The sequence below is a fragment of the Pusillimonas caeni genome, from assembly GCF_003545815.1.
Classification (GTDB): domain Bacteria; phylum Pseudomonadota; class Gammaproteobacteria; order Burkholderiales; family Burkholderiaceae_B; genus Pusillimonas; species Pusillimonas caeni.
On record NZ_PDUW01000001.1, the window covers coordinates 662,994 to 675,612 of the forward strand.

Here is a 12,619-nt window from a genome sequence, read left to right on the forward strand (position 1 = left end):
ATAATTTACTAACGTATTATAGGTAATAAGCTAATGAAGACGTCTCTTCATGGCAGGAATTTCCGAATAAAAACCGCTGCCCGAAAGGGGCAGCGGATACGGTTGCCGGCCAGACAAAGACGGTGCTTGAGCCACGGCGAAGCGGCGCCGGGAAGCGTCCGCCTACACGAACGGGCGCCTACTTCAATTGCTTCGCATGGAAGTCCATATGGTCTTGCATGAAAGTGGAAATGAAGTAATAGCCGTGGTCGTAGCCTTCGTGGCGGCGCAGCGTCAGCGGCTGCCCGGCCTTTTCGCATGCCGCCTCGAAAGCCTCGGGATAGAGCTGCTCGGCCAGGAAGCTGTCGGCCAGGCCCTGGTCGACCAGAATGCCGCCCGGGAAGGGGCAATTGGCTTCTTCCATCAGCAAAGACGCATCGTATTGCGCCCATTGCTCGCGATCTTCGCCCAAATACCCTGAAAAAGCCTTGTGACCCCAGGGGCATTGGGTGGGCGAAGCAATCGGCGCGAAGGCCGAGACCGAGCGGAACTTGCCGGGATGGCGCTGGGCCAGCACCAGCGCGCCATGGCCGCCCATCGAGTGGCCGAAAATGCCCGCCCTGCCCGCGTCGCCCGGCAACTGCGTGGTGGCGATGCCGTACAGTTCGCCGGTGACATAGCTTTCCATGCGGTAATGCGTGTTCCAGGGCGCCTGGGTGGCATCGAGGTAAAAACCCGCGCCGGTGCCGAAGTCCCAGCCTTCGTCTTCGCCCGGCACATTGGCCCCGCGGGGGCTGGTGTCGGGCGCCACCAGCATGATGCCGTGGCGCGCCGCCCACTGCTGGGCGCCGCCTTTGATCATGAAGGTTTCTTCGGTGCAGGTCAGGCCGGCCAGATAGAACAGCACCGGCACCTTGGCGGCCGGATCCGCCGCTGCGGCGGGCGGCAGGTACACCGAAAAGCGCATCGGCAGGCCGATGGCGCTGGAGTCATGCTTGTAAAAGCGCTGCACGCCGTCGAAACAGCGGTGTTCGCTGAGCAGTTCGAGCTCAATGGACATCAATACTTCTCCTTAATTCCCCAAGGGCCTGTTAACACGAAAAAAGGCGGCCGCGCCGGCCGGCAAAGGCGAGGCAGGCCAGGCGCGAATCAAGCCGCATGGCCGACCTACGCGACGGGCACGCGGCAACGCACGCTTATGGGCCGCGGCAGCCCCGGACTGCATGGGACACCGCAGCTTATGGGTGAAGCTTAACTGATTAGATCGTTATATAGAATGCGGTTCGGCGCCCTGGGCATTATAGGCGGCTATGTAGCAGACACTACAAAAGCTGCAATGCCTGCGGCCCAGGCGGTATCATGCGATAACGCCATTGTGCCAAAAGACTCCGATTCCATGACGCCTCCGCCAGCATTGGCTGGCCGACTTGATACCCAGACCCAGCATGGCCCGACTTTCGCGCCTTTATGCGCCCGACACGCCGCAACTCGTCCAGGTCCGCTTCACGCGGCCGCTGGCGCCGCCCAACGAGGCCACGCCCGCGGACAAGCTGGACCTGCTGGCCGGCTGGCTGCGCGACGCGGCGCGCGAAAACCATGTGCCCGTGCATGGCTGGATGCTGCTCAACGACCGCCTGGCCCTGCTGGCCACGCCGCCCGACAAGACCGGCCTGGCGCGTACCGTTCAGGCCGTGGGGCGCCGGTTCGCCACCCGCATTCAAAAAGGGCGGGTATTCTCGGAACGCTATCGCAGCGCCCTGCTGCAGCCCGGCGCCTGGGTCCTGCCCGCGCTGATCTGGCTGGAGCGGCTGCCGGTGCAGCTCGGCTATGTGGACGATGCTGGCAGATGGCCCTGGTCTTCGGCGGCGCAACATACGGGCCTGGCTTCCGCCGCCGCGCGCTGGACGACGGAACACGCCGACTACTGGCACCAGGGGAATACGCCTTTCGAGCGCCAGGCGCACTATCGTCGGCTGCTGGAACAGGGGCTACCCGCTACGCAAGCGCGGCGGGTGGAAGAGGCTTTGTTCGGCCAATGGGCCTTGGGCGATGAAGCTTTTCTCGCGCGCATCGGCCGGGACTCCACCCGCCGGCTTCTTCCCGCCAAGCGCGGACGCCCGCCCAGGCAGACCGTCGTTGAATCGGAGCCCCGATCCGACGAGCCGCGGGAAGAGGATGCGTCCTCTGCCTGAACTCTCTCCTCCGGCGCCTTGTTGAGCAGCCGCTGCCGGCTTGTTGCCATGCTCTTTTTGGGTCCTTTAACGCTGTCGGAGGCGGCCTGCCTGGGGCCGGGCGGTCGGGCGGTCCGAGGCAGCGCCCTCCAACGCCCGTCCCCAGGCAGGCCGCCTCCGACAGCTTATATTTGGGCAGGCCACACGAGCCGGCGTTCTTCTGAAAAAAGGAGTCTTCACACATCCGTGGCAGGTCACAATCGCAAGCCGTCGCGGGCGGTGCCGTTTATGCCGGGCGTTGGAGGGCGCTGCCTCGGACCGCCCGACCGCCCGGCATAAACGGCATCGCCCGCGACGGCGCTTTAGAACCCAGAACGAACATCAAACGCATCCGACGCATCAACATTCTTACGTCACTCGTCCATTTCCCCACGCCTTCATCAAGCAATTCAGCAACATTCTACTTGCCTCACACTTGCCTGTTTCAACAATTCCCCCTCCTTCCCAACGCCACAATTTGTGCGACGCAGCTAAAAAACAAAGAAAAATATTCTTTTATTTCAGATAATTCTATGCGTCCCTATTTAATTTACAAACGCAAATAAGCCATATTATTTAGGGACGCACCCTATTTAAAAACACTTGCCAGCCCTCGCCCGCGACGCTATTGTTTTTGTCTCGACGCAAGTTCGCCTTGCACGCACCCAGCTCAGCGGAGCCACTCATGAACCACTCCTCGCAACCGACGCACAGCGTCGTCGACGCAACGCGCATCGGCCTGCCGTCCCGTCAGGGCCTGTACGACCCCAGCAACGAGCACGACGCCTGTGGCGTGGGCTTCGTCGCCCACATCAAGGGCCACAAAAGCCACTCCATCATCCAGCAGGGCCTGAAGATCCTCGAGAACCTCGATCATCGCGGCGCGGTGGGCGCGGACGAACTCATGGGCGACGGCGCCGGCATCCTCATCCAGATTCCGGATGCCCTGTACCGCGAAGACATGGCCGCGCAAGGCGTCGAACTGCCGCCGCCGGACGACTACGGGGTGGCCATGGTGTTCCTGCCCAAGGAAACCGCCTCGCGCCTGGCCTGCGAACAAGAGCTGGAACGCGCCGTGCGCGATGAAGGCCAGGTGGTGCTGGGCTGGCGCGACGTGCCGGTGGACGCCGCTATGCCCATGTCGCCCACCGTGCGGGCGGTCGAGCCGGTCATCCGCCAGCTCTTCATCGGCCGCGGGGCCGACATCATGGTGCCCGACGCGCTCGAGCGCAAGCTGTACGTCATCCGCAAGACCGCCAGCCACGCCATCCAGCGCATGAACCTGGCGCATGGCCAAGAATACTTCGTGCCCTCCATCTCGGTGCGCACCGTGGTGTACAAGGGCCTGCTGCTGGCGGGTCAGGTGGGCCAGTACTACCGCGACCTGGCCGACACGCGCGCCGTCTCGGCGCTGTCGCTGGTGCACCAGCGCTTTTCGACCAATACCTTCCCGGCCTGGCCGCTGGCCCACCCCTACCGCATGATCGCCCACAACGGCGAAATCAACACGGTCAAGGGCAATTTCAACTGGCTGCGCGCCCGCGAAGGCATGATGCAGTCGGCCGTGCTGGGCGAAGACCTGGCCAAGCTCTACCCCATCGTCTACGAAGGCCAGTCCGACACGGCCACCTTCGACAACTGCCTGGAACTGCTGGTGATGTCGGGCTACTCGCTAGCCCACGCCATGATGATGATGATTCCCGAAGCCTGGGAACAGCATGCGCAGATGGACGAAAACCGCCGCGCCTTCTACGAATACCACGCCGCCATGATGGAGCCCTGGGACGGCCCGGCCGCCATGGCCTTTACCGACGGACGCCAGATCGGCGCCCTGCTCGACCGCAACGGCCTGCGCCCGGCCCGCTACCTGGTCACCGACGACGACCTGGTGGTGCTGGCCTCCGAGGCGGGCACCCTGCCCATTCCCGAGCACCGCATCGTCAAGAAGTGGCGCCTGCAGCCGGGCAAGATGTTTCTGATCGACCTGCAGCAGGGCCGCATCATCGACGACCACGAGATCAAGACCCAGCTTGCCAGCGCGCGCCCCTACCAGCAATGGATCGAGCGCCTGCGCATCAAGCTCGAATCCCTGCCGGCCCCCCAGCAGGCGCCCGCCGCGCCCACCGCTTCGCTGCTGGACCGCCAGCAGGCGTTCGGCTGGACGCAGGAAGACTTCAAGTTCGTGCTGCAGCCCATGGCCGCCAACGGCGAAGAGGCCACCGGCTCCATGGGCAACGATGCGCCGCTGGCCGTGCTGTCCAACCGGCCCAAGCCTTTCTACAACTACTTCCGGCAGTTGTTCGCCCAGGTCACCAATCCGCCCATCGACCCGATCCGCGAACAGCTGGTCATGTCGCTGGTGTCGTTCATCGGCCCCAAGCCCAACCTGCTCGACATCAACAACGTCAATCCGCCGCTGCGCCTCGAAGTGACACAGCCGGTGCTGGATTTCGCGGCCATGGCCCAGATCCGCAACATCGAGCCCATCACCGGCAGCAAGTTCCGCAGCATCGAGCTCGACATCACCTATCCGGTCGCCTGGGGCGCCGAAGGCATCGAAGCCTGTCTGGCCGCGCTGTGCTCGAATGCCGCCGACGCCGTGCTGAGCGGCTACAACATCCTCATCGTCACCGACCGCAAGACCGACAGCGAGCGCATGGCCATCCCGGCCCTGCTGGCCACCTCGGCCATCCACCTGCATCTGATCCGCGAAGGCCTGCGCACCAAGACCGGCCTGGTGGTGGAAACCGGCTCGGCGCGCGAAGTGCATCACTTCGCCCTGCTGGGCGGCTACGGGGCCGAGGCGGTGCATCCCTATCTGGCGCTCGAGTCGCTGGCTGTATTGCCCGACAGCGGCAAGGCCGTCCAGAACTACATCAAGGCCATCGGCAAGGGCCTGAACAAGGTCATGTCCAAGATGGGCATCTCGACCTATATGTCTTACACCGGCGCGCAGATCTTCGAGGCCGTCGGCCTCAGCTCCGCCCTGGTCGAGAAATACTTCACCGGCACGCCCAGCAACATCGAGGGCATCGGCATCTTCGAAATCGCCGAAGAGGCCCTGCGCGTGCACAAGGCGGCGTTCAGCGACGACCCCGTGCTGGAGAACGCCCTGGACGCCGGCGGCGACTACGCCTTCCGCGTGCGCGGCGAAGAGCACATGTGGAATCCGGATTCCATCGCCAAGCTGCAGCATTCCACGCGCGCCAACAACTACGCCACCTACAAGGAATACGCCCAGCTCATCAACGACCAGTCGCGGCGCCACATGACGCTGCGCGGCCTGTTCGAGTTCCGCGCCGACCCAGGCCACGCCATTCCGCTGGACGAAGTCGAGCCGGCCAAGGAAATCGTCAAGCGCTTCGCCACCGGCGCCATGTCGCTGGGCTCGATCTCCACCGAGGCCCATAGCGTGCTGGCGGTGGCCATGAACCGCATCGGCGGCAAGTCCAACACCGGCGAGGGCGGCGAAGACGAACTGCGCTACCGGCCCGAGATGCGCGCCGGCAAAAGCGCCATCAAGAAAGGCGACACCCTGGCCTCCATCCTGGGCGCCGAGCGCGTCGAGGCCGACGTGCCCCTGGCCGCCGGCGACTCACTGCGCTCGCGCATCAAGCAGGTGGCCTCGGGCCGCTTCGGCGTATCGGCCGAATACCTGACCAGCGCCGACCAGATCCAGATCAAGATGGCCCAGGGCGCCAAGCCCGGCGAAGGCGGCCAGCTGCCGGGCCACAAGGTGTCCGAATACATCGCCAAGCTGCGCTACTCGGTGCCCGGCGTCGGCCTCATCTCGCCCCCGCCGCACCATGACATCTACTCGATCGAAGACCTGGCGCAGCTCATCCACGACCTGAAGAACGTGAACCCGCAAGCCGCCATCTCGGTCAAGCTGGTTTCCGAAGTGGGCGTGGGCACGGTCGCCACCGGCGTGGCCAAGGCCAAGGCCGACCACGTCGTCATTGCCGGCCACGACGGCGGCACGGGCGCTTCGCCGGTCTCGTCGATCAAGCATGCCGGCACGCCCTGGGAGCTCGGCCTGGCCGAAACCCAGCAGACCCTCATCATGAACAATCTGCGCAGCCGCATCCGCGTCCAGGCCGACGGCCAGATGAAGACGGGCCGCGACGTGGTGGTGGGCGCCCTGCTGGGCGCCGACGAGTTCGGCTTCGCCACCGCCCCGCTGGTGGTGGAGGGCTGCATCATGATGCGCAAGTGCCACCTCAACACCTGTCCGGTGGGCGTGGCCACGCAAGACCCCGAGCTGCGCAAGAAGTTCACCGGCAAGCCCGAGCACGTGGTCAACTACTTCTTCTTCGTGGCCGAAGAAGTGCGCGAGATCATGGCCCAGCTGGGCATACGCAAGTTCGACGAACTGATCGGCCGCGTCGACCTGCTCGACATGCGGGCGGGACTGGCGCACTGGAAAGCCCAGGGGCTGGACTTCACCCGCGTCTTCCATCAGGTGCAGTCCGATTCGCCGCGCCGCCATCTCCAGGACCAGGACCACGGCATCGACGGCGCGCTCGACCATCAACTGATCGAACGCAGCAGGCCGGCCATTGAACGGGGCGAGAAGGTGTCCTTCATCACCCCGGTGCGCAACCGCAACCGCAGCATCGGCGCCATGCTCTCGGGCGTGGTGGCGGCGCGCCACGGCCACGAGGGCCTGCCCGACGACACCATCCACATCCAGTGCAACGGCACGGCGGGCCAGAGCTTCGGCGCCTTCCTGGCGCACGGGATCACGCTCGACCTGGTGGGCGAAGGCAACGACTACGTCGGCAAGGGCCTGTCCGGCGGCCGCATCGTCGTGCGCTCGCCCAACGACTTCCGCGGCTACGGACCCGATCACATCATCGTGGGCAACACGGTGCTGTACGGCGCGCTGAGCGGCCAGGCCTTCTTCAGCGGGGTGGCCGGCGAACGCTTCGCGGTGCGCAACTCGGGCGCTTCGGCGGTGGTCGAAGGCACGGGCGACCACGGCTGCGAATACATGACGGGCGGCACCGTGGTGGTGCTGGGCGCCACCGGACGCAACTTCGCGGCCGGCATGTCGGGCGGCATCGCCTATGTGTGGGACCCCGAAGGCAGCTTCCGGCGCTATTGCAATCCTTCCATGGTGCAGCTCGAGAAAGTACAGAGCCATGCCGAGCAGCTCGAGGCCGACGAGAAAGAGTTCTGGCACTGCGCCATGCGCGGCGCCGAGCGCGAAACGGACGAAAGCATTCTGCGCCGCCTGATCGAAGACCACTACCGCTATACGGGCAGCTTCCGCGCGCGCGACATCCTGAGCGACTGGAACCGCTCGCGCGAGGCCTTCGTGAAAGTGATGCCCCAAGAATACCGCCGCGCGATGAAAGAGCTCTGGGCCGCGGAAAACCTGCAACAAATCGCCGCCTGAGGAAAGACACTATGGGCAAGACCACCGGCTTCATCGAATTCGAACGCGTCAGCGAGCCGCACGAGGCGCCGCTGCAGCGGGTCAAGCACTGGAAGGAGTTCGTCCAGTCCCTCAACGACGAGCAGGCCAAGGTACAGGGCGCGCGCTGCATGGACTGCGGCATCCCGTTCTGTACCACGGGCTGTCCGGTCAACAACATCATCCCCGACTGGAACGACCTGGTCTATCGGCAGGACTGGCGCACGGCGCTCGATACGCTGCATTCGACCAACAATTTCCCCGAGTTCACGGGGCGGATCTGTCCGGCCCCCTGCGAGGCGGCCTGCACGCTCAACATCAACAACGACCCGGTGGGCATCAAGTCGATCGAGCACGCCATCATCGACCATGGCTGGCTGAACGGCTGGGTCGCGCCGCAGCCGCCCAGCCGCAAGACGGGCAAGAAGGTGGCGGTGGTGGGCTCGGGCCCGTCGGGCCTGGCTTGCGCGCAGCAGCTGGCGCGCGCGGGCCATGCCGTGGCGGTGTTCGAGAAGAACGACCGCGTCGGCGGGCTGCTGCGCTACGGCATCCCCGATTTCAAGCTGGCCAAATCGCATATCGACCGCCGCCTGGCGCAGATGGAGGCCGAAGGCGTGGAGTTCTACCCTTCGACCTATGTGGGCGACCCGGCCCATGCGGCGGACGGCCTGACGGTGCGCACGCCGGCCTCGCTGCACGAGGAATTCGACGCGGTGGTGCTGGCGGGCGGCTCGGAAACGCCGCGCGATCTTCCGGTGCCCGGGCGCGAGCTGCAGGGGGTGCACTTTGCCATGGACTTCCTGACGCAGCAGAACCGCGCGAACGCGGGCGCGCGCATTCCCGGCCAGATCTCGGCCAAGGATAAGCACGTGATCGTCATCGGCGGCGGGGACACGGGCTCGGACTGCGTGGGCACGAGCATCCGCCAGGGCGCGGCTTCGGTCACTCAGTTCGAGCTGATGCCGCAGCCGCCGGAGGCGGAGGACAAGGACCTCACCTGGCCGTACTGGCCGCTGAAGCTGCGCACGTCTTCTTCGCAGGAAGAGGGCTGCGAACGCGACTGGGCGGTCTCGACGGTGGCGCTGGAAGGCGCGGACGGGAAGGTCGAGAAGCTGGTGGCGGTCCGCGTCGAATGGAAGCGCGATCCGGCGACGGGGCAGATGAAGATGCGCGAGGTGAAGGATTCCCGCTTTGAAATGAAGGCGGACCTGGTGCTGCTGGCGATGGGGTTCGTGGCGCCCGTGAAGGAGGTGCTGGCGTCGTTCGAGGTGGAGACGGACGGCCGGGGCAATGCGCGGGCGGATACGGATCGCTATTCGACGTCGGTGGACAAGGTGTTCGCGGCGGGCGATATGCGGCGGGGGCAGTCGCTGGTGGTCTGGGCGATTCGCGAAGGCCGGCAGTGCGCACGGTCGGTGGATGAGTTCTTGATGGGGAGCAGCACGCTGCCTCGTTGAGGCAGCGGACAGAGGGGCGCTTGCTCTCTTCTATTGCTACTGAACTCGACCGCGCTTGAGTCCTCAAGCCCGAACAGGGCAGCGCTAACAAGCCGCTTTGAGTGCTTAAGCCGGCGCGGGGCGGGACCCTGTTTTGGGCGCCGCTCGCTGCGGCCGGCTTTGCCGGCTGCCCTCTCCTACCCTATCATTTTTGGGGCGCCCGCAAAACTCGCACGGCGGACAGTCCCCCGGACTGTCCGCACCCGTCGCGCTCGAACAGTTGCGGGCTTGCCTCCCCAAAAATGACAGGGTACTCGGCTTGCTCGGACGTCGCCCAAAACAGGGTCCCGCCCCACGCCTTGCGATTTCGATGGTTGCCGCGCCTCGCGGTTTCGAAGATTGCTGCGCATTGCATGCGGGACGAGGAAAAGCCGAACAAAAGCAACAAAATGTGCTCGCCCACACAAAGAAAAACGTCGCCCTCGAGCACTCACGATACAATGCCCAGTTGATCATCAGGCAAGCACTTCCATGGAACTCGACGCGAGCCAGAGCAAAGACCCGCTTCTCGACTTTTCAGGCGTTGCCCTCGGCTATGCCGACTTCACCGTCCTGCAGGACATCGACCTGCGCGTCTACCGCGGCCAGGTCGTGGCCATGATGGGCGGGTCGGGGTCGGGCAAGACTACGCTGCTGCGCGGGGCCACCGGCCAAATCACCGCCCAGCGGGGCACCATTACAGCCTTCGGCCGGAATGTCGCCACCGTGTCTTCCGACGAGCTGCGCAAGCTGCGTCAGCGCATGGGGGTGCTGTTTCAGCAGGGCGCCCTGTTCACCGATCTGGACGTGTTCGAGAACGTCGCCTTTCCGCTGCGCGAGCACACCCGTATTTCCGAGGCGCAGATCATCGAGTGCGTGCTCGACAAGCTCAATGCCGTGGGGCTGCGCGCGGCGGCGCACTTGAAGATATCCGAGATTTCCGGCGGCATGGCGCGCCGGGTGGCGCTGGCGCGGGCCATCGTGCTCGAGCCCGAGCTCATTCTTTACGATGAGCCTTTTGCCGGCCTGGATCCGATCTCGCTGGGCATTACGGCGCAGCTCATCCGCGGCCTGACCGACCGGCTGCACTGCGCATCGGTGCTGATTACGCACGACGTGGCCGAATCGTTCGCCATCGCTGACCAGGTGTATATGGTGGGCCAGGGCCGGCTGCTGGCTTCGGGCAAGCCTTCCGAGCTGGCCGAATCGGCCGACCCCTACATCCGCCAGTTCCTCGACGGCCAACCCGACGGGCCGATTGCCTTCCATTACCCCGAAACCCCCGCCTTCAAGCAATGGCTGGACAAACAGCGAGGCCGCCCATGAATCCCGTCAAAGGCATCCGTGCTATAGGCGCCTGGGCGATCGGCTTCATTTTCGGCCTGGGGGCTTTCGCCCGCCTGCTGGGGCTGGTCCTGCTGCGCAGCGGCGCGGCGCTGCGGCGCCCGGGCCTGGTGTCCCAGCAGGTGCATTTCATCGGCAACTATTCGCTCATCATCATTGCGGTGTCGGGCCTGTTCGTCGGCTTCGTGCTGGGCCTGCAGGGCTATTACACGCTGAACCGCTACGGTTCCGAAGAAGCGCTGGGGTTGCTCGTGGCTTTGTCGCTGACGCGCGAACTGGGGCCGGTGGTGACCGCACTGCTGTTCGCCGGCCGGGCGGGCACGTCGCTCACGGCCGAGATCGGCCTGATGAAGGCGGGCGAGCAGCTTGCCGCCATGGAGGTCATGGCGGTCGATCCGGTGCGCCGGGTGCTGGTGCCGCGCTTCTGGGGCGGCGTCATCGCCATGCCCATTCTGGCCGCGGTGTTTTCGATGGTGGGCATCATCGGCGGCTGGGTGGTGGGCGTGCTGCTCATCGGCATCGACGCGGGCGCCTTCTGGTCGCAGATGCAAAGCGGCGTGGACATCTTCAAGGACGTGGCCAACGGCGTCGTCAAAAGCCTGATCTTCGGCATTGCCGTCACCCTCATCGCCCTGTACGAGGGCTGGAACGCCCGGCCCACGCCCGAAGGGGTCGCCAAGGCCACCACCCGCACGGTGGTCAGCGGCGCCCTGGTCGTCCTGGGCCTCGACTTCCTGCTAACCGCCCTCATGTTCAGCAATTAATGGAACCATCATGACGCGTGAAAAAACCGATTTCTGGGTCGGCCTGTTCGTACTGTTGGGCATCGTGGCCCTGGTGTTCCTGGCACTGCGCGCCGGCAACCTCAGCTCGTTCTCGTTCAGCCGCAGCTACCAGGTGCAGGCCTACTTCGACAACCTGGGCGGCCTCAAGGTGCGCGCTCCGGTGAAAAGCAGCGGGGTGGTCGTGGGCCGCGTCAGCGGCATACAGTTCGACAACCAGGTGTATCAGGCGGTGGTTACGCTGGACATCAACGAGAACTACGAGTTTCCCGACGACTCCTCGGCTTCCATCCTGACCTCCGGCCTGCTGGGCGAGCAGTACATCGGCCTGACGCCCGGCGGCGACGATAAAATGCTCGAGCAGGGCGCTCGCATCCAATATACGCAAAGCGCCGTCGTGCTGGAAGAATTGATCAGCAAGTTCCTGTACAGTTCAGCAGATAAAGAAGGCACGGCGAAAGAGGGCTCCGCGGCGCCCGCGCCGTCACATTAAAATGGCACCCGATAGATAAAACGGCCAAGAACAATCATGGACAACAATACGACCAGAACCGAAACGAGCGCGCGGCTGAGCCGCGTGGCTCCCATTGTGGCACTGACGGCCTTTGTCGCGGGCTGCGCCCACGTGCCCAATCCCAGTCCTCAAGACCCCTGGGAGAGCTACAACCGCAGCATGTACCAGTTCAACGACGCCTTCGACAAGGCGCTGTTCAAGCCCATCGCCACCGGCTACAAGCAATTGACGCCCGAACCGGCGCGCACCTGCATCCACAACATCTTCGCCAACATGGCCGACCTATGGTCCTCGGTGAACAGCTTCCTGCAGGGCCGCGGGCACGACGGCGTCAACATGCTGGGACGCGTGCTGTTCAACTCCACCATGGGCCTGGGCGGCTGTATCGACGTGGCGTCCATGAACGGCTCCAAGCGCATCGTCAACGACTTCGGCGTCACCCTGGGCGTGTGGGGCTTCGAGCCCGGCCCCTACGTGGTGCTGCCCTTCCTCGGCTCCAGCACGGTGCGCGACGGCGCCGGCATAGGCGCCATGTTCGCGGCCGGCGCCTCCAGCTATACGCCCGTCATGGCCATTGACAACATACCGCTGCGCAACACCATTCTGGCCGTGGCGGCCGTCGACCTGCGCGCCAGCCTGCTCGATGCCGACGATCTGGTCGACCGCATCGCCCTGGATCGCTACAGCTTCATCCGCGACGCCTACCTGCAGCGGCGCAATGCCCTGGTCAAGGGCAATCAGGTGGATCCGGACAATCCCTACGGTACCCTGCCCGATTACTCCGACGACGACGATCTGCCCGACTATTCCGACGACGACGAAGCGCCCGCCGATCAGGCGGCTCCGCCCGCGTCCGGCACGGCGCCGGCAACGCAATAACGAAGGACTCTGCATAT

The 12,619-nt window shown here is 64.9% G+C and carries 8 protein-coding genes; 7 read left to right on the top strand and 1 reads right to left on the bottom strand.

What is annotated here, in order from left to right:
* Positions 1-178: 178 nt before the first annotated feature.
* A complete protein-coding gene (gene fghA / locus CSC67_RS03105) occupies positions 179-1,039 on the bottom strand; it encodes an S-formylglutathione hydrolase (RefSeq protein WP_118993032.1) in 861 nt (286 codons plus the stop codon).
* Positions 1,040-1,424: 385 nt separating this feature from the next.
* On the opposite strand from fghA, the gene CSC67_RS03110 reads away from it, so the two are divergent.
* The 7 genes from CSC67_RS03110 to CSC67_RS03145 all read left to right on the top strand — a co-directional run bounded on the left by CSC67_RS03110 (position 1,425) and on the right by CSC67_RS03145 (position 12,602).
* Positions 1,425-2,171 carry a hypothetical protein gene (locus CSC67_RS03110; protein WP_245220102.1) on the top strand — a complete coding sequence of 249 codons (747 nt, stop codon included), beginning with the start codon at positions 1,425-1,427 and terminating at the stop codon, positions 2,169-2,171.
* Between the two features lie 703 nt (positions 2,172-2,874).
* Positions 2,875-7,590 carry a glutamate synthase-related protein gene (locus CSC67_RS03115; RefSeq protein ID WP_118993033.1) on the top strand — a complete coding sequence of 1,572 codons (4,716 nt, stop codon included), beginning with the start codon at positions 2,875-2,877 and terminating at the stop codon, positions 7,588-7,590.
* A gap of 11 nt (positions 7,591-7,601) precedes the next feature.
* Entirely contained in the window at positions 7,602-9,065 is a 1,464-nt protein-coding gene (locus CSC67_RS03120; RefSeq protein ID WP_118993034.1) for a glutamate synthase subunit beta, read from the top strand.
* 510 nt (positions 9,066-9,575) lie between these two features.
* Positions 9,576-10,409 carry an ABC transporter ATP-binding protein gene (locus tag CSC67_RS03130; protein ID WP_118993036.1) on the top strand — a complete coding sequence of 278 codons (834 nt, stop codon included), beginning with the start codon at positions 9,576-9,578 and terminating at the stop codon, positions 10,407-10,409.
* The gene (gene mlaE / locus CSC67_RS03135) at positions 10,406-11,191 is read left to right on the top strand and encodes a lipid asymmetry maintenance ABC transporter permease subunit MlaE (RefSeq protein WP_118993037.1); all 786 of its coding nucleotides are present in this window, start codon (positions 10,406-10,408) and stop codon (positions 11,189-11,191) included. The genes CSC67_RS03130 and mlaE overlap by 4 nt, the downstream gene beginning before the upstream one ends.
* A 10-nt stretch (positions 11,192-11,201) precedes the next feature.
* Positions 11,202-11,702 carry an outer membrane lipid asymmetry maintenance protein MlaD gene (gene mlaD, locus CSC67_RS03140; RefSeq protein ID WP_118993038.1) on the top strand — a complete coding sequence of 167 codons (501 nt, stop codon included), beginning with the start codon at positions 11,202-11,204 and terminating at the stop codon, positions 11,700-11,702.
* A gap of 36 nt (positions 11,703-11,738) precedes the next feature.
* Entirely contained in the window at positions 11,739-12,602 is an 864-nt protein-coding gene (locus tag CSC67_RS03145; RefSeq protein ID WP_118993039.1) for an MlaA family lipoprotein, read from the top strand.
* The last annotated feature ends 17 nt before the right edge of the window (positions 12,603-12,619 follow it).

Bases quoted from the DNA above. Each gene is read 5' to 3' on its own strand.
- fghA (WP_118993032.1), bottom strand. From the start codon at position 1,039: ATGTCCATTGAGCTCGAACTGCTCAGCGAACACCGCTGTTTCGACGGC.
- CSC67_RS03110 (WP_245220102.1), top strand. From the start codon at position 1,425: ATGGCCCGACTTTCGCGCCTTTATGCGCCCGACACGCCGCAACTCGTC.
- CSC67_RS03115 (WP_118993033.1), top strand. From the start codon at position 2,875: ATGAACCACTCCTCGCAACCGACGCACAGCGTCGTCGACGCAACGCGC.
- CSC67_RS03120 (WP_118993034.1), top strand. From the start codon at position 7,602: ATGGGCAAGACCACCGGCTTCATCGAATTCGAACGCGTCAGCGAGCCG.
- CSC67_RS03130 (WP_118993036.1), top strand. From the start codon at position 9,576: ATGGAACTCGACGCGAGCCAGAGCAAAGACCCGCTTCTCGACTTTTCA.
- mlaE (WP_118993037.1), top strand. From the start codon at position 10,406: ATGAATCCCGTCAAAGGCATCCGTGCTATAGGCGCCTGGGCGATCGGC.
- mlaD (WP_118993038.1), top strand. From the start codon at position 11,202: ATGACGCGTGAAAAAACCGATTTCTGGGTCGGCCTGTTCGTACTGTTG.
- CSC67_RS03145 (WP_118993039.1), top strand. From the start codon at position 11,739: ATGGACAACAATACGACCAGAACCGAAACGAGCGCGCGGCTGAGCCGC.